A 20,269-nucleotide genomic window follows, 5' to 3' on the forward strand; every position below is an offset into this window, starting at 1 on the left:
TCAGCCCGGGAGACGCACCGGCATCAGCAGGTACGTGTACGCGCTCTCCGGCGCCGCGAAGTTGCCGGAATCGTCGGGTTCGATCTCGTCCTCGGTGGCCGGACGCAGCACCGCGGGGCGGCTGGGGGTCGTGAAACCGAACAGCACCTGCTCGCTGTGCAGCGAAGACAGTCCGTCGATCAGGTAGCCGGGGTTGAAGGCGATGGTGAGCGGCTCACCCTGGAACACCGCGTTCAAGCCTTCCTCGGCGCGACCTGCGTCGTCGCCACCGGCGGAGAGGAGCAGCCCCTCGGTGGAGAACTGCAGTCGGACCTGCGCGCCGCGCTCGGCGACGAGGGCCACACGCTTGATCGCCTCGACGAGCGGAGCGATCTCGACGGTGGCCAGCGCGGTGTGCTCGGACGGCAGCAGCTGCCGGAACTTCGGGAACTCGGCGTCCAGCAGCCGGGTGGTGGTGCGGCGGCCGTCGTTGACGATGCCGAGGAGCCCGTCGTTGCCGACCGCGGATCCCGAACCGAGCGCCAGCTCGACCGGCGAAGTGGCATCTCCTGCAAGAGTTTTCGCCGACTCGGAGAGCGTCTTCGCGGGGATGAGGACGGCCGCGGTGGTGTCGGGGTTCGCCGGCGACCACTCGAGTTCGCGGACTGCGAGACGGAACCGGTCGGTGGCGGCGAGCACGATCGCGTTGCGTTCGATCTCGACCCGGATGCCGGTGAGCATCGGCAAGGTGTCGTCCTTGCCCGCCGCGACAGCCACCTGACTGATCGCTTCGGAGAAGACGTCGGCGGGAATCGAGCCGGTCTGCTGCGGCAACTGCGGAAGCTGGGGATAGTCCTCGACCGGCATGGTGGGCAGGGAGAACTTGGCGCTTCCGCACGTGATCAGCACGCGGGTGCCTTCGAGGGTCACGTCGACCGGCTTGTTGGGAAGCGACTTCGTGATGTCGGCGAGAAGCTTGCCGGAGACGAGGACCTGACCGGCGCTACCGACCTCGGCTGCCACCCTGACCTGGGCCGATACCTCGTAGTCGAATCCGGAAACCGTCAACCCTTGCTCGGTCGCGTCCAGGAGAACACCGCCGAGAACGGGGACAGGAGGCCGCGACGGCAGACTGCGAGCGACCCATGCCACTGAATCAGCGAATTCTTCCCGGGAGACACGAAACTTCAGGCTTCCAAGCTCCATCGCCGGGTTGTTCCTCTCGGTAGGCACGGTTGTTCGCCACGGTCGGCCCGTGACCACAGCACTGCAGTCTTTCACAGAGCGGCGATGCATAACCGTATGCCCTCGAGGACGAACTTGAAAGCGGAACGGTCGCGTCCTCGAGTCTCCGCCAGAGGCCTGTGAACCGACGCTGTCCCCAACCCTGTTTTCAAAGAGGTTTTTAGAAGAATTAATGAGAAGTACTATTAGGTCCTGTGGAATCTGTGGACGAAGGTGTGTAGACGCTGGTCCGTCCGCGTCGCCGTATGGGGAATTCTCGAGGACAAACTCGAGGACCGATCCGGCACCCATGTGGACTACTCGAGGTTGTTCAAAGTTCTGCACGTTCTGTCCACAGAGATTCCACCTCATCCCCACACTTATCCACAGGTGTGCATGCTTTATCCCAGGTCCTGGCGTCGGCGTGTTGCACCGGCGTGTCGTGTCGGCGGGGATTCGTGCGAGCCTCGAGTAGACCCTCGAGCGGTACCTCGAGGACCCGCTCGAGCTAACCCTCGAGGACCGGCTCGAGGAGCCCCTCGAGTTGCCCGTGGGACGGTGTTTCCCCCGAAACGGCCTGTGCCCCCGGTAGGCGAGCTACCAGGGGCACAGGAGAGGGAGGTGTCGGTGACTACCTCTTGGAACGCTGCTTGATCCGGGCGGTCAGCTCCTGGACCTGGTCGTAGACCTTCCGACGCTCCGTCATCTCCTTGCGAATCTTCTTGTCCGCGTACATGACCGTGGTGTGGTCACGGCCGAACGTCTGCCCGATCTTCGGCAGGGACAGATCGGTGAGCTCACGGCACAGGTACATGGAGATCTGCCGGGCGGACGCCAGCGGACGCGCCTTGCCGGGGCCGCAGAGGTCGTCGATGGACATGTTGAAGTACTCCGCGGTGACCGCCATGATCGTCGCCGCATTGATCTCGAGACTCGACGAGTCCGGCATCAGGTCACGCAGCACCACCTCGGCGAGCGTGAGGTCCAGGGGTTGCCTGTTCAGGGACGCAAACGCCGTCACACGGATGAGGGCACCCTCGAGTTCCCGGATGTTGCGTTCGATCCGGGAGGCGATCAACTCGAGGACGTCGTCGGGCACCTCGAGCCGGTCCATTCGGGCCTTCTTGCTGAGGATCGCGATGCGCGTCTCGAGTTCGGGCGGCTGGACGTCGGTGATCAGGCCCCATTCGAACCTGGTGCGCAGTCGTTCCTCGAGTGTTGCCAACTGCTTCGGCGGCCGGTCGGACGAGACGACGATCTGCTTGTTCGCGTTGTGCAGGGTGTTGAAGGTGTGGAAGAACTCCTCCTGGATACCTTCCTTGCCCTCGATGAACTGGATGTCGTCCACCAGCAGCACGTCAGTCTCGCGGTAGCGGCGCTTGAATGCCACCTTGCGATCGTCGCGGAGGCTGTTGATGAAGTCGTTGGTGAACTCCTCCGTGGAGACGTATTTCACCCGCATCCCCGGAAACAGCCGCTGGGCGTAGTGGCCGGCGGCGTGCAGGAGGTGCGTCTTGCCGAGGCCGGACGCTCCCCACACGAACAACGGGTTGTACGCGCGCGCCGGCGCCTCGGCGATGGCGACGGCCGCCGCGTGGGCGAACCGGTTGGACGAGCCGATCACGAACGTGTCGAACGTGTACTTCGCGTTGAGGCTGTTACCCCCGGTCGCCGACGGTGCCGGGCCCGAGGGCGGCTTCGTGAAGTACGACGGCCAGGATTCGTGGACGCTGGCGAGGGCCTCGCGGTCGTCGTCGACTTCCTCGAAGTCCGTCGTGTCCGAGTAGGGCTGATCCTCACCGGAGCCGAACCGGCGCCTGCGGAACGAACCGGAACTGGTGACGGAAGGCTCGAGGTGGCGAGGAGTGTGGATAGGTTCCGGCTCGGGCCGGTGGTCCCGGCTCGGAGGCTCGGATTCGGGTTCATCGTCGACCGGGGCCGCGATACGCACACCGAGCCCTTCGACCTGCTCACCGAGATGCCGGCCGAGGGCGTGGAGGATCGGCTCGCGGAGATCCCGCTCGATCGCCTCCTGCGCGAAGGGCGACGGTACGGACAGGAGCGCGAAGCCCTGTGCGAGCGTCAGCGGTTTGACGAGCGCCAACCACGCCTTCTGTCCCCTCGTCAACGGCGGCAGATCGCCGCCGGGCGAATCGGATGTGAGGTCTGCGACGACGTCGATCCAGATCCGTGCGAGCGCATTCGGATCGTCGTTCACGTGGTTCCTCCCCAGTGTGTTCGCGGACTCGGCGCCAGCGGTGCCGAGTCGAGTGTCGGTGCCGTCGTCGAGGTGGAATTGGGAGCTTCCCCGACCTGAGGATGGACCCCGTACGGACCTACGAATATGCCATCTGAACTGTGTTTCCACACAATTATCCACAGATGTGGACAAACCGCAGACGCCTCTCGTCGAGACGCCGTTGCATGGTGAGGAGTCCAGATTGAACGCACTGACCTGCGCTTATGCTTGCGAAACCTGGATGAGCGGGTTCGAGGACCCAGGAAGTGAAGGGTGTCAACAACCCTCGTGGTGATCCGAAGCGGCACACCATCTGTGCCCTGTGGATGAATTGCGGTGAATATGCAGATGAGAACGCTGAAGTCGAGAGCTGGGCACTCGATCAGGGTTCATCGGCGAGACCATGCATAGACGCTAACAACAGTGTCGGCAACCTCACAGCGGTTTGGCACATTGGAAGTTGGGGTGCAAGCATTTGTCGATCCTCGGCGTGTCGGTCAACCGATTCGCGGGGGAATCGCAGGTGAGCGAGTTTGACCTGACCGTCAGTGGTAAGTACTCTCGAACAGTCACCCTGTGGTGAGGTGGCGGTTTCGTGCTGGCTCGAGTCCAGTTTCGAAGTCGTTTCATCCCCACCTGTGGATGAACACCTGAGTTTTCGCCAATGTTAGATCCATGACGCCGGGAGGCGTCGATGAACTTCGAGGAGTGTTGACCGTGGCCAAGGGCAAGCGGACGTTCCAGCCGAACAACCGACGCCGCGCGCGCGTTCACGGCTTCCGTCTTCGTATGCGGACCCGTGCGGGTCGTGCAATCGTTTCGGCGCGTCGCCGTAAGGGCCGCGAATCTCTCACCGCCTGATCCCGACACTGGGTTCGGGAGCTCGGGGTGTTGCCTGAGCCGCACCGATTGCGTCGTCATTCAGATTTTTCGTTGACTGTGCGACGTGGTCGTCGGATGGGAAGACGCGACCTGGTTGTGCACGCATTCGACCGTGCGCAGGCAGATGAGCTGGTGAGTAGCGGCGGTCCGCGATTCGGACTGGTTGTGAGTAAGGCTGTCGGGCCGGCGGTGATTCGACATCGAGTCGCACGCCGGCTTCGTCATATCTGCATCGACCTCGTGGACGTGGTTCCACGCGGAACCGATGTGGTGATTCGGGCTCTTCCGGGAGCTGCGACTGCAAGTAGCCGGGACCTGGAGAAGCAACTCCGTGCAGGTCTCCTTCGATTGGACCTTCTTGCGCCTGTGAGTAACTCCGCATGAAAAGCGCACTCCACGAGTCGCGCGCCCACACGGCCGAGGCCACTTCCTCGGTCTCTTCCGCGTGGAAGTCGGTCCGTGCGTTACCGGCGCGCACTCTCATATTCTTCATCGAGCTCTACCGGACGTATGTGTCGCCCCTGAGGATGCCGACCTGCCGGTTCATGCCGACCTGTAGCGAGTACGCGGTGGAATCCCTGCGTACCCACGGGGCGATCAAAGGCCTTTTCTTGACGGTGGTTCGGTTGGCGAAGTGTGCCCCCTGGCACCCTGGTGGGTGGGACCCGGTCCCTGCCCGTCACGACCGTCATGCGGGTGGCCGTTGCTGTCCGGCGAACGTGGACGAACAGAGGAGTACATAGAGCCGTGCTCGACTTCATTTACTATCCGGTGTCCGGGATCCTGTGGGTCTGGCACAAGATATTCGGTGCCATTCCCTTCCTCGGGCCGGACAGCGGTGTCACGTGGGCGCTCTCCGTGGTGTTCCTCGTGTTCACCCTGCGTGCCGTGCTGTACAAGCCGTTCGTCAAGCAGGTTCGCACGACGCGCCAGATGCAGGAACTTCAGCCGCAGATCAAGGCTCTGCAGAAGAAGTACTCGGGTGACCGCCAGCGTCAGGCCGTCGAGATGCAGAAGCTCCAGAAGGAGCACGGGTTCAACCCCATCATGGGCTGCCTGCCGGTTCTCGCGCAGGCTCCGGTCTTCATCGGCCTGTTTCACGTGCTTCGCTCGTTCAACCGCACCGGCACCGGCTTCGGGCAGCTCGGCATGTCGGTCGAGGCGAACGCGAACACGCCGAACTACTTCTTCAGCGTCGAGGACGTGCAGTCCTTCCTGAGTGCCCGACTGTTCGGTGCTCCCATCTCGGCCTGGATCACCATGCCGAAGGAGCAGCTCGATGCGTTCGCTGCCTACGGCCCGATCCCCACGGTGTTGAACATCGCGGTTGTCGCGGTTCCGCTGATGGTCATTGCCAGCATCGCGACCCACTTCAACTCGCGCGCCTCCGTCGCACGCCAGAGTCCCGAGGCCGCCGCCAACCCGCAGTCCGCGATCATGAACAAGCTCGCTCTGTGGGTTTTCCCACTCGGTGTGCTCGTCGGTGGCCCGTTCCTCCCCATCGCGATCCTCTTGTACTGGGTGAGTAACAACATCTGGACCTACGCGCAGCAGCACATCGTCTTCCGTCGTATCGACGAAGAAGAGGAAGAGAAGAAGCAAGCTGCCATCGCACGCCGGGCAGACAACGCTCCGAAGCCCGGTGCACGTCCGGATCTCACCAAGAAAAAGAAGAAGTCCGCGACCGCAACGGACGGCTCTTCCTCGGCGGACGAGCCGGAGATCGTCGAGGGTGTCGTCGAAGACAGCGCCTCCGATCAGGTGAGTGGTGATGGTTCGGCGACGGGTACGTCGAAGCCGAAGCCCGGTGCCCGCCCCCAGTCCAACCGCGGAAAGTCCCCCAAGCGCAAGCGGCGCTGATTCAGAAAAGAGAACGAGCATGGCTAGTGAGCCTGACATCGCAGTGGACGGAGATGAGACAGACGTGACTGCAACGACGCAGAACCCGGACACCGAGGTGGATTCCGATTCTGACGACTACCTGATCGAGGAAGGGGAAATCGCCGGCGATTACCTGGAGCAGCTGCTCGACGTACTCGACTTCGACGGCGATATCGACCTGGACGTCGAGGGCGACCGTGCTGTTGTCAGCATCGACGGTGGAGACGATCTCACCAAGTTGGTCGGACGCAAGGGTGAGGTGCTCGACGCACTCCAGGAACTGACTCGCCTCGCCGTGCAGCAGGCGACGGGCGAGCGTAGTCGCCTGATGCTCGACATCGCCGGGTGGCGTGCCGGCCGTCGCACCGAATTGACCGAGCTGGGTTCCTCGGCTGCTCGCCGCGTACTCGAGAGCGGCGAACGCGAGGAGCTCGCTCCGATGACGCCGTTCGAGCGCAAGATCGTTCACGACGCAGTCGCGAAGGTCGATGGCGTTTCCAGCGAGAGCGAAGGCGCCGAGCCTTCACGTCGCGTGGTCGTCATCAAGGACTGATCCACACAAGCATCACCAAGGCGGGGCTCCCGGATTCATCTCCGGGAGCCCCGCCTCTTCTCTATCCGTATGTCGCTACCCGTCACTGTGGATTCGTTTCGTTTCACGTGAAACACGCACCCCTCCCCTCCCCCACCGAGGGGGCGGGTGTCCGCAGCGAGATTCGGATGCCTCCTCCGCTCACTGCGCTGTCTCAGGGCTTCGTGGACAGTGTGTTGTCGACGAAGACGCGGACCGTGCCCGCTCGATCTCGGAGAGAGTTTGATGTTCGCGCACGCCCGCCGGTGGTCGGCGACCAGGGTATGCGGCGGGTGTTCGCGGCCGCAACGACGCTGCGAGTTCAATGCCCGGGGTACATCGCCGAGCGCCTTGATGAGGGGCCACCAGTCCGCCAACAGGTCCACCGCTCCGCGGGCACCAGCACCGCACACAACCCAGTGCGGGCATCCACAGTTCATGGTCAAGACTGGGAGCTTCGTTGTCGTTCGGATTTGGCCCTGGTTGATCGGGCGGGTGATAGGCGGGAACCGGAAATCACACTGACGATCCCCAGCGAGGGAGGTGGCGCATGAGGAAGGATTCGGCAGAAGATCGGGCACAGTTCGGCGACGTGGATGCTGAGGATCCGGAGTGTATGGTCCCAGCCGATCCGTTCGGCCATCACGGTTGCCGGAATCTCGAGATCTCAGTGCGCCCTCGGCGGCTCACGCCGAGCAGACGGGTTCGCGGGGAAATCCCCATCGCTCATCCGATCGCCCTGATAGGCAACTGCTCGAGCCGGGATCGATGGGCAGGGGTCAAAATTGGCAAGCCGTACCCCGCTCAGTTTCAGGGGCCGCCCAAAACGTGAATCCGTCGGCGACTAGTGGGCCAACCGATCGACCAATTCCTCCTGCACCGTGCCGCCGGCGAGTGCCGAGATCGTGGAGACGAGTACTGGATCCATCGAAGCTCTGCTTCGCTCATCCGCCGATGGTCACTGGACACGATCCGAAAGTTCGCGAAGTCCTGAGCCAAACGATGCACGGTGCGCTGACTCGACGCGGTGAGTTTCGCCGCTTCTCGAAGTCCACCTCATTGAAGCGACCGAACCAGTGCCGTCGACGGGTGGAGTGAGTGAGGACCGAGGACGAACGACAAATCCGGAATCTGATCGACCGTTGGGCCGAGGCTGTGCACAGCGGCGACATGGCTGGGGTGCTCGCGGACCATTCCGACGACATCGTGATGTTCGATGTGCCACCGCCATATGAGGGTGCTCGCGGAATCGATGCGTATCGCGAGACGTGGCCGCCGTTCGAATGGCAGTCGAAGGGTGCCCGCTTCGAGATGGTGGCCTTGGATGTGACAGCCGGCGAGGACGTCGCCTTCGCCCATGCACTCCTCCGCTGCGGTATGGAAGCGGAGCTCGCCGACAATCCGGAGAACCGGCTCCGCCTCACAGTGGGGTTGCGGAAGGAAAACGGGCGTTGGCTCGTCGCTCACGAACACCACTCCTTTCCGGACACCACTGTCTGACGCGTGGCGGATAGGGGGTCCGGGACCGTCGTTTTCACACTTTTTCGAAGGAATTTAGGTTGTAGTTTCACCCACCCAACCACACCCGGAAGTTTCGTCACTGTGATGATTGAGAAACAGGGATTCGTTGGGGTGGAGTTGCCGAGAGGTAGCGTCGAGGAGGCGTGGACGGCTGCCCCAAGTTGGAGAGGCCCGACTCGATTGTCGTTCACCGAACCCCGCGTGCGTCCGCTTGGGAAGGTCGCGGGGTGACGCGCGAACTTGGCCAGTGACCGCCGTCTGTTCCACGTGAAACACGAGTCGTGAAACACGAGTCGGTTGTTCCACGTGAAACCGCCGCTCGGGGCTCGGTCTGGTTGTGTCGCCGCCGTGGACGGGGTCGTCTGTTCCACGTGAAACATGAGCGCCGCGATCTGCAGTCCCAAATCTGCGTAACTCTCTGACGGCGTTGGGCGCGACATCGACCGTCCGAGAGGGTTCGCCGTCGAAGGGACGGCCGGATTCGCGGGATCGCCAGGATTCATCACCGAGAGACGACCGAACCCCTCCCCTCCCCCACCGGAAGGGGTGCGGCCCAACACTGCTCCGGCGTTGCGCGTTCGAGTTAAGGGACATAGTCGCGAGAGAGGGCGGATAATGAAGAAGCTGTGTTTGTTGATTTCGCGATATTCGCGGGAGGATGTTTCACGTGGAACCGAATGGTGGAGAGCCGGCCGAATGGGACGAACAAGCGGCGGCACGCCAGGTGTTCGGTGAACGATTCGATATTGCGGAGCGCTACTACAAGTCGTTGGCGACCGACGGTGTCGAGCGGGGGTTGATCGGACCTCGTGAGGTTCCGCGGCTCTGGGAACGTCACCTCCTCAACTGTGCCGTCGTTGGTGAACTGATCGCCGAGGGTGAGTCCGTCGTCGATGTCGGAAGCGGTGCCGGGTTGCCCGGTATCCCCCTCGCGATTGCCCGTCCCGATCTCCGCATCACGTTGGTGGAGCCGTTGCTGCGGCGGTCGGTGTACCTCGCCGAGTTCGTCGAGTCGAACGGCCTGGACGTGCTCGTGGTCCGGGGCCGCGCCGAGGAGTCGGGTGTGGTGAAGGAAGCCGGTGGCGCAGACGTTGTGACTTCGCGAGCGGTGGCACCGTTGGAGAAGTTGGCCAAGTGGTCGCTGCCGCTTATCCACGAGCATGGGAGAATGCTCGCATTGAAAGGTTCGAGCGCCGCCGAAGAGATTTCCCGTGATCGCGCTTCCCTGACTCGGTTGGGTGCTGGCAAGCTGGATATCGTGGAATGCGGAGTGGGCCTGCTTCCTGTCCCCACCGTTGTCGTTCGGGCAGAACGTGTACCGAAACGCCGTCAGCGTCGATGACGATGGGCACGGTGACTAGGGAGTGAGTATGTCGAGTAACGAGCGATTCCCAATCGAAGGAGTAGTCAATGTCGGGTGGGCCTGAATCCGCCGTTTCACGTGAAACAGTTTCACGTGAAACCGACCATCAATCCGACCAGGCGATGAGCTCCGGGAACGGAGACGACGGATTCACGGCCCCCTACAACGGAATCTCCGTCGAGGAGACTCCGATCGGTGCGGCAGCGCACCGCGCAAGCCAGGTGCTGCACCCCCATTCGGTGACCCTGCCGAAGCCGCCCGAACGGCGGATCCTCACGATCGCCAACCAGAAGGGCGGCGTCGGCAAGACGACGAGTGCCGTCAACCTCGCATCTGCCCTCGCGGTTCAGGGACTCACCGTTCTGGTGATCGACCTCGACCCGCAGGGCAACGCCAGCACTGCGTTGGGCGTCGCTCACCACTCCGGTGTGCCGTCCAGTTATGAGCTTCTCCTCGGTGAGGTGACGGCCGCGGAAGCAATCCAGAAGAGCCCGCACAATGACCGGCTTTTCTGCATTCCTGCCACGATCGACCTCGCCGGTGCCGAGATCGAATTGGTGTCCATGGTCGCCCGCGAGGGGCGGCTGAAGGGCGCACTGTCGGAGAAGGCTCTCGGCGAGGTGGATGCCGACTTCATCCTGATCGACTGCCCGCCCTCGCTCGGACTGCTCACGGTGAACGCGATGGTCGCGGCCAAGGAAGTCCTGATTCCGATCCAGTGCGAGTACTACGCCCTCGAGGGTGTGGGACAGCTGCTGCGGAATATCGAACTGGTGCAGGCGCACCTCAACCCGGACCTCCACGTGTCGACGGTCCTTCTCACGATGTACGACGGGCGCACCAAGTTGGCGGACCAGGTGGCCGAAGAAGTGCGCACCCACTTCGGCGATGCGGTCCTGCGCGCCGTCATTCCCCGAAGCGTGAAGGTGTCCGAAGCTCCCGGGTACGGCATGACCGTGCTCGATTACGACCCCGGTTCGCGGGGCGCCATGAGTTACCTCGACGCGGGACGTGAACTCGCAGCACGCACCGCACACATCACGAAGCAGGAGCAGCGATGAGTCAGACGCGTAAGGGTGGACTTGGCCGTGGACTGGCTGCGCTCATTCCTACGGGACCGACCACGACGGGACCGGGGCTGGGCAACGCCGCCGCTGACGTCGTGATCGGGGCGGACCGGCGCAGCGTACTGACAGCTCCCGCACCGAACTCGTCGGACGCTGCGACCGACAAGAAGACTGCTCCCGCGTCCACGGGAAACAACGGAGACAGCAACGGCGCCGACGGCGCCTCAGGGAACGGTGCTCAACCCCTCCCCTCCCCCACCGGAGCGGTGTACCGGGAGATCGCTCCCGACCTGATCGAGCGGAACCCCAAGCAGCCGCGTCAGGTGTTCGACGACGACGCTCTCTCCGAACTCGTCCACTCGATCCGCGAGTTCGGGCTGATGCAGCCGATCGTGGTGCGTCCACTCGACGACGGCAAGTTCCAGCTCGTCATGGGCGAGCGTCGGTGGCGTGCCAGCCAGGAGGCCGAGCTGGAGACGATCCCGGCGATCGTCCGCGAGACCGGCGACGACGCAATGCTCCGCGACGCGCTCCTGGAAAACATCCACCGCGTGCAGCTGAACCCGCTCGAAGAGGCGGCGGCGTATCAGCAGTTGCTCGAAGAGTTCGAGGTGACCCACGAGGAACTGGCGGCGAAGATCGGCCGCTCGCGTCCCGTCGTGACGAACATGATCCGACTGCTGAAGTTGCCGATCCCCGTGCAACGACGCGTCGCGGCGGGCGTGCTGTCCGCCGGTCACGCTCGCGCCCTGCTGTCACTCGAGGCAGGCGCCGACGCGCAAGAAGTGATGGCGGCCCGCATCGTCGCGGAGGGCATGTCCGTTCGCGCGACGGAGGAGGCGGTGACGCTCGCCAACCGCAGCGACGACCAGGCGGCCCAGCCCGCCCAGCGTCGTAAGCCGATCCAGATGCCGGGACTGCAGGACGTCGCCGAGCGGTTGTCGGATTCATTCGACACGAGGGTCACGGTCAGCCTCGGCAAGCGCAAGGGCAAGATTGTGGTCGAGTTCGGTTCGGTGGACGATCTTCAGAGGATCGTTGGGATGATGGAGGCACAGAAGGCCGATTCATGAGCGCCTGACAGAGGTAGACGTACCCGCGGATGATCCGTCACTGTGACAGTGGCCGCTGACGGACCGGGTCCAGCAGAACTATCGGGGGCGAAAAACGTTGAATACCAGAGGATGTCGAATGATCTGCGGTAGTGACATATGGAGGCTGAGCTAGCCAGTGTCGACTCACGTCACATCGCTCACTCTCGACGGCTTGGACAAGCTCTCCGCCCACGCTCGTCGCTGTGTCTTCTGGGAAATGGATCCGGCGGCCATCCACAGTTCGCGCGGGTTCTGCGACCAGGAGTTCGAGAAGGAAGCATGGCTCTCCATGGTCATGCTCGAATGGGGATCGTGCGGTCAGGTTGCCGTCATGGACGGTAAGCCGGTCGGCAGCGCCCTCTACGCTCCCCCACGGACCGTGCCGCGCGCGCAGCTACTCCCGACCGCTCCGGTCGGTGCCGACGCCGTCCTCCTCACGAGCCTCCGGCTCGAGCCTGCCGGCGAAGAACAGAATCTGGGAACCACCTTGATCCAAGCCGTGGTGGCCGATCTGGTGCGCCGCGGTGTTCGTGCCCTCGAGGCGTTCGGTATCCGTAATACCGACGGAACCGGGCCGATCGACACACACGGGATGGCGTCAGCCACCGCGGCCCGCGAGTGCTCCCCCGAGGAGTGCATGATCCCGGCCGATTTCCTCGAGGACAACGGCTTCGAAATCGTCGCGCCCCATCACCGGTTCCCGCGTCTGCGGCTCGAGCTGAACCGGGATCACGGATGGAAGGAAGACGTGGAGGCTGCCCTGGAGCGTCTGATCCACACCGCGTCGGTGAGCATGGTCGACATCGGGGAGCGCACACCCGTCGGTGCGCACTGAGCGCTCGGGAACGAGAAGTCAGGAACGTTCGGAAGAAGACAGCTCTTCGGCGAGCAACTCGGCGAACGTGAACGTTCCGGTCGGCTGATCGTCCTGACCGAGCAGGTACAGACGCTTCACGGAGATGAGGATCGCTTCGGCGATGGCGTCGCGCGCCCGCGGGTTGGAGAGCACCGCGGCATCGAGGTCGTTGGTGAGGTACCCGAGGTCGATCTGCACGGTCGGCATGTTCGTCAGACGCAGCAGGTCCCAGGTGCGGCCGTGGGTCCGGCAGTCCTGCAAAGGCGTGCGGGCCACGATCTCCCGCTGGATGAATCCGGTGAGAACCTGACCGATCATCGACGTCGAACCGTGCGAGTTGCCGAAGTGGAAGCTCGCGACACCATTGGCGGACGGGCTGGTGTTGCCATCGCAGCGCAACGAGATCATCAGGTCGGCGTCGAAGGCGTTCGACGTGGATGCGCGTTCGATGTCTGTGGGGTTCGCGTGGTGCGGGCGGGACAGGAACGTTTCCATCCCCGTCGCGGCCATGCGGCCCTCGAGGCGGCTGGCGAGGTCCCACAGGATGTCGGACTCCGAGATCGTGCCGTACGGGGACCGCACGATGGTGCCGTAGGTGTCGCCGCCGAGGCCCGGATCGATGACGATCCGCTTGCCGCTCAGCTGTGGTCCGGAGCTGCGAACCATTTCTTCTTCGCTCATCGCATGCGGTGAACCACCGGTGACGCGGGTGCCGAGCAACTCGAGCGACCGCAGGGTGGCCGGACCGCAGATGCCGTCGGCGGCGATCCCGATCTCCCGCTGGAATGAGGACAGCGAGTCGTGGGTCTGCGGGCCGAAGAAGCCGTCGACGCGTCCGACGTAGAAGCCGAGATCCTGCAGGCGGGTCTGCAGAGTGGCGACGTCGTCGCCGTAGAGCGGTGCGGACAGCTGGTAGATCAGCGTGCGCGCGCCCAGGCGGTACGACGCCTCTTTCATGGACCGGTAGGTGGCAGGACCCACGATTCCGTCGACGAGAAGCCCACGCTGCTGCTGGAAGGCCCGTACGGCACTGTCCAGGTGATGATCGAACACGGCGTCGGGAGCGATCCAGTGCGAACCGTTGGTGCCCTCGCGCCGGGTGTCGGCGACTCCGTTGTGCAGGAAACCGAGACCGGCCAGAGTGCCCCGAATCTCAGCGACGGCCGGACCATGGTCGCCGTGACGGAGTCGGTGCATGTTTCAGGGCCTCTCAGTCCGAATCAACGAGTACTTACGAGTCTCGGTACAAACAAAACGATCGATGTGTTCCGGTCGGTCTAGCTGATGCGACTGGAGCACATCGATCGATTGTCTCAGAGATTCCCACAAAATCGGGAATCGCGCCGGGTGTTCGGGTGTCGATCAGAGAACGTCGGCGAGCTCTTTCAGCAGCGCAGCCTTGCCCTTGGTGCCGACGATCGTGTTGATCGGCTTGCCGTCCTTGAACAGGATCAGCGTGGGGATCGACATGACCTGGAAGTCGCGGGCAGCGCCCGGGTTGGCGTCGATATCGAGCTTCGCGATGGTCAGCTTGTCGCTGTGCTCACCGGCGATCTCCTCCAGGACGGGGGCAATCATCTTGCACGGGCCGCACCAGGTGGCCCAGAAGTCGACGAGGACGGGCTTGTCGCTGGAAATGACGTCCTGCTGGAACGAATCATCGGTGATGGTGACGGTATTCGACACGGGGATTTCCCTTACTCGAGGTGGTCGGTGGGTGTTTGTGGTGAGCTCAGGCGTCGACCGGCGAGCCGGCGGCGGCGACGGTGTTGGCCGTGATGTCGCCGCGCTCTGCGAGCCAGCGCTCGGCATCCATGGCCGCGGAACATCCGGTGCCCGCGGCGGTGATCGCCTGCTGGTAGATGTGATCGACCAGGTCGCCGGCGGCGAAGACTCCGTCCACGGAGGTGGCGGTGGTCGGCGTCTTGACGATCACGTATCCGGCGTCGTCGAGGTCGACCTGTCCCTTGACGAGTTCGCTGCGCGGGTCGTGACCAATGGCGACGAACATGCCGGTCACGTCCAGCGTGGACGTCTCACCGGTGACGGTGTCGCGGATCACGAGGCCGGTGACGCTGTTCTCGCCCAGGACCTCGACGGGTACCGCGTTGGTCACGAACCGGATCTTCGCGTTCGCCTTGGCGCGCTCGAGCATGATGCGGGACGCGCGGAACTCCTCGCGGCGGTGCACCACGGTGACGCTGCGGGCGAAGCGGGTGAGGAAGGTGGCCTCCTCCATGGCGGAGTCGCCGCCGCCGACCACGACGATGTCCTGATCCTTGAAGAAGAATCCGTCGCACGTGGCGCAGGCGCTGACGCCGCGGCCGAGCAACTTCTCTTCACCGGGAATCCCGAGGTAACGGGCTGCGGCGCCCATTGCCAGCACGACTGCGTGCGCCTGGTAGGTCTCGCCGTTCACGACGACCTTCTTGATCGGGCCGGTGAGGTCGAGTTCCTCGACGTCCTCGGTGCGGATGTCGGTGCCGAAGCGCTTGGCCTGCTCGCGCATCTGGTCCATCAGGTCGGGGCCCATGATTCCCTCACGGAATCCGGGGAAGTTCTCGACCTCGGTGGTGGTCATGAGGGCGCCACCGAACTGGGTCCCCTCGAACTGCAGCGGTTCGAGTTCCGCGCGCGCCGCGTAGACGGCAGCGGTGTATCCGGCAGGTCCCGAACCAACGATGATGAGTTCATGAACCGTCGATGGAGTGGTCATGCGGGCCTTCCAGTAGTGAGGGGTGCTCAGTCGTATGGATCAACACAAGACTAAAGGGTGTTGTTCCCCGACTGCAGGTGATACCGGTCGCTCCCCTCGCAGGCGCCCTGATCAGCGCAGAGTCTCCCGGATGACGCAGCGGGTGCCCGTGTAGATGGTGGGCATGCATTTGTTGCAGTGGATGCAGAGTCCCTCGGGCACGTGCCGGTCGCGGAATTTGTTGACGAGGTCCGGGTCGCGGAGCAGGGCGCGCGCCATCGCGACGAACTCGAACCCTTCGCCGAGTGCGTTCTCGATGGTGTCCAGCCTGTTGACGCCGCCGAGGAGGATCAACGGCATCGACAGGGCCTCGCGGAACTGCCGGGCCATCGGGAGGAAGAAGGCTTCCTCGAACGGGTAGGTCGGAAAGATGCGCGGCCCGTAGACCTTCAGGCCCCAGCCCACCAGCTTGGGCTGTGAGGCAACGAATTCCGCCATCGGAACCTCGCCGCGGAAGAAGTACATCCCGTTGAGCAACGAGCTGCCGCCGGTGAGCTGCAGTGCGTCGAGGTGCCCGTCGGCTTCGAGGAGCTGTGCGATGCGGAGACTGTCGTCGAGCCACAGCCCTTTCGGAACACCGTCCGTCATGTTGAATTTGGCCGTGACGGCCACCGAGTCGCCGGCGGCGTGGCGCACTCTCTCGATCACCCGCCGGGGGAACGCCGCCCGCCGCTCCAGGCTGCCCCCGTACTCGTCGGTGCGCTTGTTGAGGTTGGGACTCATGAACGAACTGAGAAGGTAGTTGTGGCCGAGGTGGACCTCGATTGCGTCGAATCCGGCGTCGACGGCATTGCGGGCCGCGTCCTCGAAGTCGCGGGTGACCTGGTCGAGTTCTTCCCGCGTGGCGCCCTTCACCAGACCCATGGCGGGCGGGCTGAGCCGCGTGGACGGCGCGAGGGTCTTGGTGCGGTTGGACAGCGTGTTCGCGACGAGACCGGCATGACCGATCTGCGCCGCGGCCAACCCCCTTTCAGCGTGGACGGCGTCGGTGAGCCGGCGCAGATCGGGGACGTGGGCACGGTCGAGCACGAGGGTGTTCGCGTGGACGCGTCCGCCGGGTGAGACGGCGCAGTACGCGACGGTCGTCAGTGCGGCACCGCCGCGAGCGACCTCGGCGTGGAAGTCGACGAGCTGGTCGGTGACCCGGCCGCGCGGCATGACGCCCTCGAACGTGGCTGCCTTCACGATGCGGTTGCGTAGCGTCAGGGGGCCCAGGCGGGCCGGCTCCCAGATGCCGGGGTGTGGTGGTGGAACGGTCATGGTGGTCTGCCTTCGGGGGTGGGGGTGTGAGGGCGTTCAGGCGAAGGTCGCGGCCAGCGCCGCGCGGGCAGGTCGCCACGTGAGCCCGAGCTCGTCGCGGGTTCGCGAGTCGTCGGTGGGGGTCGCGGAGGTGAGCAGCCAGGCGGCCTCGTAACTGAGCCCGGCGCTGAGGGGTGTGAACTTGCCGATCACGTCGGCGATCCGCCCGATCGTGCGAAAGGTGCTGCCCGACAGCGGGATGCGCCGGAGTCGACGACCCGAGGAGTGTTCGAGGACGTCGATGAGCTGGTTGAACTCGACGAGTTCGCCGCCGCAGACGTATCGCCGGGGACCGCGGCCGGGGTGCATCGCGGCGGCGTGGACCGCGGCCACGTCGCGGACGTCGATCATCTGCATGCCGCCGTCGAATCGGGGCGCCACCCCGCCGCTGACGATCGCGCCCCATCCCTGTTCGGTGACGCCCTGCGTGGATCCGAGCCCGGGACCGACGACGCTCGTCGGGTAGGTGATGACCACGGGGGCGCCCGCGTCCTGGAGCGCGCGGGCGATGCGGTCGGCGGCGGCCTTGGTGCGGCCGTACGCGCTGCGGCCCGACGCCGTCGGACTGTCCGGTCCGATGACGGCGTCGGGCGACGGAAACAGGGCACTGAAACTTGCGACGTGGATGATGGGGTCGAGTCCGAGGAACGCCGCCCGGGTGAGGATCGCGGCGGTGGCCTGCGTGTTGATTTCCCACATCAGTTGTTCGCGACGGTCGTCGGTGCCCACTACCCCGGCGGCGTGGAGGAGGGCGTCGCAGCCCTCGAGGAGGCGTCCGACGGCCTGGGTGTCGCGGATGTCGCCGACCACCTGCTCGATCCGCGCGGCGTCGTTCCCCGCTGCCGCCAGCAGTGCGTCGGGAGATTCGGCGGGAAGCACCAGCAGTCGAACCGTGTGGCCGGCGGCGAGGAGCGCCAGCGTGGTGTGGGCGCCGACGTATCCGGTGCCGCCGGTGACCGCGATCTTCATGTGTCCGCCCTGTTCGAATTACGGTGCCACTGGACTCGTAATAGGTACGATATAGCGCGGAAGGCACTTCTGTCCCACAATTCGAACCAATGAATGCAACTGGAACGGGCCGCCCCCGCGACCCGCGGATCGACACCGACGTCCTCGCGGTCACCCGGGCGATGCTCGTGGAATCGGGCTGGGAACAACTCAGCATGCGGGCCATCGCGACCCGCTCCGGGGTGAGCAGGGCGTCCATCACCAGACGGTGGCCGTCGAAGGCACACCTCGTTCTCGACGCCATCCTCGGCGCGACACCCGACCTGACACCGTTCGAGGGCACCGATCGCGAAGGCTGGGTCCGCTGGGTGGTGACCGGCAGCGCCGAATTATTCTCACGACCGGAGGTGCGAGCGGCCACGCCGGGTCTGCTGGCCGCGATCCGGGACCACGACGATCTCCGCACCGCGCTCTGGCGGGGGTTCAGCGGGCCGAGTACTCAGCTGTTCGAGCGCGAGGAGGGCCCGGGTGAGTCCAGCACCGCGACGGCCGTACTCGTCCTCGCCGCCGGCGCCGCACTGTTCACGAGCCTGATCGCCGTCGAGGACGACACTCCGGAACTGCGCGCGAAGATCCTCGAGCTGCTCATGCCGGTCGCCCGTTCGGAGCGGGAAAAATCCTGAGAATCAACCGATCTCGGTGACAGCGATCGTCGCCGGATCTCCCGCGCCGCACTCGCGGCCCACCACCAGGGCCGTGATCTGCGGCGGACGCGGCGCAGCCACCAGTAGCAGTACCCCGGGAGCACCGTCGAGGCGAACCTCACTGGACCCCAGAAGGGGGCGGGACGGTTCGATGCCGTTGGCGCGCAGGCATTCTGCGAGTTGCGCGGGATCCCCGAGTGGTCCGAGCTGCCGCGAACCGATCACGGTGAGGAGGCGTCCGGAATCGAGATCGGTGCCCAGATCGAGAACGGCCGATGCCGGTGAGGTTTCGGAACTGGGCAGGGCAACGGCCGGCTCGGATTCCCGGCTGTCCGGCATGACGACCGCGACGGCCACCACGACCGCTGCCGCCGCCGCGAAGGTCCCCGCGGCCGCCGCAGCCCACTTCCGTCGCCGGGCGAGCGGCACCACGGTGGCCTCGGCCGGTGTGTCCCGTTCCGCAGCGAGAGCGCGGTTGATGCGGTCGGCGACGTCGGCGGGAATCGAGGTCGAGACCGAATGATCACGTCCGAGCGCGCCCAGCTGATCGGTGACCCGGTCGAGTGCGTCGATCACGTCCATGGCCTGCGGGTCGTTCCGGACGAGCGGCCACAGGCGATCGCTGACCGACTCCGGCAACACCCCGGCGTGGAGATCGGCCAGCAGGTCCTCGGAGTACGGCGGTGCGGGCAGCGCGGCATCGGACGGTTCGGGTTCACGGTCGGCCATGGCACCTCCTCGCCGGTTCATCGTGGTCCGGGACGTCAGGACAGTTTCCCGCTCCCACTAGGTTTTGACGCCCCGGAGTCATGATCGGTTCCCCTCCACCCGAAAATATTCGAGAGAGGCGGCCAGCTTCTTCCGGCCGCGGGCGCAGCGGCTCTTCACGGTGCCTTCCGGAACCCCGAGAAGCGCGGCCGCCTCACTCGTCGAACGGCCCTCGAGGTCGACTGCCACGATCGCGGTCCGCTGATCCGGCGGGAGCTGCGCCAGTGCGCGCTCGACCACCAGGCTGAGCTCCACCTCGGAAACGTAGTCGCGGATATCGCGCGGTTCGTCGTCCTCGTCGGCGGACAGGGACACCGCAGGACGAGCCTTGTTCCGGCGGATGCGGTCGAGGCAGGCGTTGACCACGATCGTGTGCAGCCAGCTCCGGACCGCGGCGTCCCGGCGGAACGAGCCCGCGTTGCGGTGCGCGGACAGCAGCGCCTCCTGCAGGGCGTCCGCCGCGTCCTCGGTGGTGTAGCTGGTGCGTTTGGCGACGTGCCACAGATGGTCGTAGTGCCGTCCGAGCAGTGTCTCGAATGCGTGCCGATCGCCGGCGACGTGCGCAGCCAATAGGTCGACGTCCGAGGGCTCACCCTCGGAATCCCCCCGGAAGATTCGCACCGGCGGATGTTAGCTCAGTTCGCCGATCCGCGAGCACCGGGTGCCGACTACGTCGCGGCGTTGAAACCGATGTCGGCGATGGACGATTGGTTCTTGCCACCGGAATTACTCAGGCCGGTGATCCACACCAGGATGTTCTTGGTGGGTCCCTCCGACTTCACCGGGATATCGGTGACACCGTTGCCGAGGACCTTCGAGCCGAGCACCTGCGTCTGGTCGAGGGTCGGGTTCTCCGACGGGGCGCTGCGAATCTCGACGTTGGTGCCCGGTGTCGGCGAGTTGATCCGCACGCTCGACAGTGTCGCCGGCTCGTCCAGCGTGACCATCAGGCCCACACCGTTCTTCAGCGCGGGGAACGGCTGGAAGTACGAGTCGGTGCTCCACACGGTGGACGTGTTGCCGTCGACCGCCAGCCGGGCGTTCGCGGCGGAGTCGGGGGTGCCCTGCGGCGAGAACACCGTCGCCCCCGAGGGGCTGACCGGCGCGACGTTCGCCGC

The 20,269-nt window shown here is 64.9% G+C and carries 20 protein-coding genes and 1 pseudogene; 11 read left to right on the forward strand and 10 right to left on the reverse strand.

Features of this window, described 5'->3' with window-relative positions; translation table 11 throughout:
- Both dnaN and dnaA read right to left on the reverse strand, forming a co-directional pair.
- Positions 1 to 1,185: a DNA polymerase III subunit beta gene (gene dnaN / locus G9373_RS13765; protein WP_005249107.1), complete on the reverse strand. Its 1,185-nt coding sequence runs from the start codon at positions 1,183 to 1,185 to the stop codon at positions 1 to 3.
- 649 nt (positions 1,186 to 1,834) lie between these two features.
- Positions 1,835 to 3,421, reverse strand: a complete 1,587-nt coding sequence (gene dnaA / locus G9373_RS13770) for a chromosomal replication initiator protein DnaA (protein WP_005263480.1) — start codon at positions 3,419 to 3,421, stop codon at positions 1,835 to 1,837.
- Between the two features lie 738 nt (positions 3,422 to 4,159).
- Here dnaA and rpmH point away from each other — a divergent pair.
- The 10 genes from rpmH (at position 4,160) to G9373_RS13820 (ending at position 12,656) form a co-directional block, all read left to right on the forward strand.
- Positions 4,160 to 4,303, forward strand: a complete 144-nt coding sequence (gene rpmH / locus G9373_RS13775) for a 50S ribosomal protein L34 (protein WP_005263481.1) — start codon at positions 4,160 to 4,162, stop codon at positions 4,301 to 4,303.
- Between the two features lie 27 nt (positions 4,304 to 4,330).
- The gene (gene rnpA, locus G9373_RS13780; RefSeq protein WP_005249110.1) at positions 4,331 to 4,708 is read left to right on the forward strand and encodes a ribonuclease P protein component; all 378 of its coding nucleotides are present in this window, start codon (positions 4,331 to 4,333) and stop codon (positions 4,706 to 4,708) included.
- A complete protein-coding gene (gene yidD, locus G9373_RS13785) occupies positions 4,705 to 5,067 on the forward strand; it encodes a membrane protein insertion efficiency factor YidD (protein ID WP_005560838.1) in 363 nt (120 codons plus the stop codon). Before rnpA ends, yidD begins: the two co-directional genes overlap by 4 nt.
- 4 nt (positions 5,068 to 5,071) lie before the next feature.
- The gene (yidC, locus tag G9373_RS13790) at positions 5,072 to 6,184 is read left to right on the forward strand and encodes a membrane protein insertase YidC (RefSeq protein ID WP_005263485.1); all 1,113 of its coding nucleotides are present in this window, start codon (positions 5,072 to 5,074) and stop codon (positions 6,182 to 6,184) included.
- Positions 6,185 to 6,203: 19 nt separating this feature from the next.
- Positions 6,204 to 6,758: a R3H domain-containing nucleic acid-binding protein gene (locus G9373_RS13795; RefSeq protein WP_037206810.1), complete on the forward strand. Its 555-nt coding sequence runs from the start codon at positions 6,204 to 6,206 to the stop codon at positions 6,756 to 6,758.
- A 1,116-nt stretch (positions 6,759 to 7,874) separates the two neighbouring features.
- A complete protein-coding gene (locus G9373_RS13800; RefSeq protein ID WP_005560836.1) occupies positions 7,875 to 8,276 on the forward strand; it encodes an SgcJ/EcaC family oxidoreductase in 402 nt (133 codons plus the stop codon).
- Positions 8,277 to 8,955: 679 nt separating this feature from the next.
- Complete coding sequence (gene rsmG, locus G9373_RS13805; protein ID WP_005249117.1) at positions 8,956 to 9,639, forward strand: 16S rRNA (guanine(527)-N(7))-methyltransferase RsmG; 684 nt, start codon at positions 8,956 to 8,958, stop codon at positions 9,637 to 9,639.
- A gap of 68 nt (positions 9,640 to 9,707) precedes the next feature.
- Positions 9,708 to 10,721, forward strand: coding sequence for a ParA family protein (locus G9373_RS13810; protein WP_167115490.1), 1,014 nt, complete (start codon positions 9,708 to 9,710; stop codon positions 10,719 to 10,721).
- On the forward strand, positions 10,718 to 11,800 hold the full coding sequence (locus tag G9373_RS13815; RefSeq protein ID WP_167115493.1) for a ParB/RepB/Spo0J family partition protein: 1,083 nt from the start codon (positions 10,718 to 10,720) through the stop codon (positions 11,798 to 11,800). The genes G9373_RS13810 and G9373_RS13815 overlap by 4 nt, the downstream gene beginning before the upstream one ends.
- A gap of 157 nt (positions 11,801 to 11,957) precedes the next feature.
- Positions 11,958 to 12,656, forward strand: a complete 699-nt coding sequence (locus G9373_RS13820) for a hypothetical protein (RefSeq protein ID WP_005249120.1) — start codon at positions 11,958 to 11,960, stop codon at positions 12,654 to 12,656.
- Between the two features lie 18 nt (positions 12,657 to 12,674).
- Here the strand turns inward: G9373_RS13820 and G9373_RS13825 are convergent, their stop codons facing one another.
- The 5 genes from G9373_RS13825 to G9373_RS13845 all read right to left on the reverse strand — a co-directional run bounded on the left by G9373_RS13825 (position 12,675) and on the right by G9373_RS13845 (position 17,700).
- Complete coding sequence (locus G9373_RS13825; RefSeq protein ID WP_005263495.1) at positions 12,675 to 13,874, reverse strand: N-acetylmuramoyl-L-alanine amidase; 1,200 nt, start codon at positions 13,872 to 13,874, stop codon at positions 12,675 to 12,677.
- A gap of 165 nt (positions 13,875 to 14,039) precedes the next feature.
- Positions 14,040 to 14,363, reverse strand: a complete 324-nt coding sequence (gene trxA, locus G9373_RS13830) for a thioredoxin (RefSeq protein WP_005249122.1) — start codon at positions 14,361 to 14,363, stop codon at positions 14,040 to 14,042.
- 46 nt (positions 14,364 to 14,409) lie between these two features.
- Positions 14,410 to 15,393, reverse strand: coding sequence for a thioredoxin-disulfide reductase (trxB, locus tag G9373_RS13835; protein WP_164061726.1), 984 nt, complete (start codon positions 15,391 to 15,393; stop codon positions 14,410 to 14,412).
- A 111-nt stretch (positions 15,394 to 15,504) separates the two neighbouring features.
- The gene (gene nox / locus G9373_RS13840) at positions 15,505 to 16,692 is read right to left on the reverse strand and encodes a 4,4'-dithiodibutanoate disulfide reductase (RefSeq protein WP_167115496.1); all 1,188 of its coding nucleotides are present in this window, start codon (positions 16,690 to 16,692) and stop codon (positions 15,505 to 15,507) included.
- 36 nt (positions 16,693 to 16,728) lie between these two features.
- Entirely contained in the window at positions 16,729 to 17,700 is a 972-nt protein-coding gene (locus G9373_RS13845) for an NAD-dependent epimerase/dehydratase family protein (RefSeq protein WP_054247668.1), read from the reverse strand.
- 89 nt (positions 17,701 to 17,789) lie between these two features.
- On the opposite strand from G9373_RS13845, the gene G9373_RS13850 reads away from it, so the two are divergent.
- Positions 17,790 to 18,362 carry a TetR/AcrR family transcriptional regulator gene (locus G9373_RS13850; protein ID WP_007301436.1) on the forward strand — a complete coding sequence of 191 codons (573 nt, stop codon included), beginning with the start codon at positions 17,790 to 17,792 and terminating at the stop codon, positions 18,360 to 18,362.
- Positions 18,363 to 18,365: 3 nt separating this feature from the next.
- Here the strand turns inward: G9373_RS13850 and G9373_RS13855 are convergent, their stop codons facing one another.
- The 3 genes and pseudogenes from G9373_RS13855 to G9373_RS13865 all read right to left on the reverse strand — a co-directional run.
- Positions 18,366 to 19,112: a hypothetical protein gene (locus tag G9373_RS13855; RefSeq protein WP_005560821.1), complete on the reverse strand. Its 747-nt coding sequence runs from the start codon at positions 19,110 to 19,112 to the stop codon at positions 18,366 to 18,368.
- Positions 19,113 to 19,190: 78 nt separating this feature from the next.
- Positions 19,191 to 19,772, reverse strand: a complete 582-nt coding sequence (sigM, locus tag G9373_RS13860) for an RNA polymerase sigma factor SigM (protein ID WP_054247671.1) — start codon at positions 19,770 to 19,772, stop codon at positions 19,191 to 19,193.
- A 47-nt stretch (positions 19,773 to 19,819) separates the two neighbouring features.
- Positions 19,820 to 20,269, reverse strand: a pseudogene (locus G9373_RS13865) (peptidoglycan biosynthesis protein MviN); the annotation flags it as partial.

The sequence above is a fragment of the Rhodococcus sp. A14 genome (assembly GCF_011603105.1).
GTDB classification, from domain to species: domain Bacteria; phylum Actinomycetota; class Actinomycetes; order Mycobacteriales; family Mycobacteriaceae; genus Rhodococcus_F; species Rhodococcus_F opacus.

Coding starts and splice junctions, on each gene's coding strand:
- nox (WP_167115496.1), bottom strand. CDS start 16,692: ATGACCGTTCCACCACCACACCCCGGCATCTGGGAGCCGGCCCGCCTG.
- G9373_RS13845 (WP_054247668.1), bottom strand. CDS start 17,700: ATGAAGATCGCGGTCACCGGCGGCACCGGATACGTCGGCGCCCACACC.
- dnaN (WP_005249107.1), bottom strand. CDS start 1,185: ATGGAGCTTGGAAGCCTGAAGTTTCGTGTCTCCCGGGAAGAATTCGCT.
- G9373_RS13815 (WP_167115493.1), top strand. CDS start 10,718: ATGAGTCAGACGCGTAAGGGTGGACTTGGCCGTGGACTGGCTGCGCTC.
- yidD (WP_005560838.1), top strand. CDS start 4,705: ATGAAAAGCGCACTCCACGAGTCGCGCGCCCACACGGCCGAGGCCACT.
- G9373_RS13810 (WP_167115490.1), top strand. CDS start 9,708: ATGTCGGGTGGGCCTGAATCCGCCGTTTCACGTGAAACAGTTTCACGT.
- G9373_RS13795 (WP_037206810.1), top strand. CDS start 6,204: ATGGCTAGTGAGCCTGACATCGCAGTGGACGGAGATGAGACAGACGTG.
- G9373_RS13825 (WP_005263495.1), bottom strand. CDS start 13,874: ATGCACCGACTCCGTCACGGCGACCATGGTCCGGCCGTCGCTGAGATT.
- G9373_RS13855 (WP_005560821.1), bottom strand. CDS start 19,112: ATGGCCGACCGTGAACCCGAACCGTCCGATGCCGCGCTGCCCGCACCG.
- trxB (WP_164061726.1), bottom strand. CDS start 15,393: ATGACCACTCCATCGACGGTTCATGAACTCATCATCGTTGGTTCGGGA.
- rsmG (WP_005249117.1), top strand. CDS start 8,956: ATGTTTCACGTGGAACCGAATGGTGGAGAGCCGGCCGAATGGGACGAA.
- G9373_RS13850 (WP_007301436.1), top strand. CDS start 17,790: ATGAATGCAACTGGAACGGGCCGCCCCCGCGACCCGCGGATCGACACC.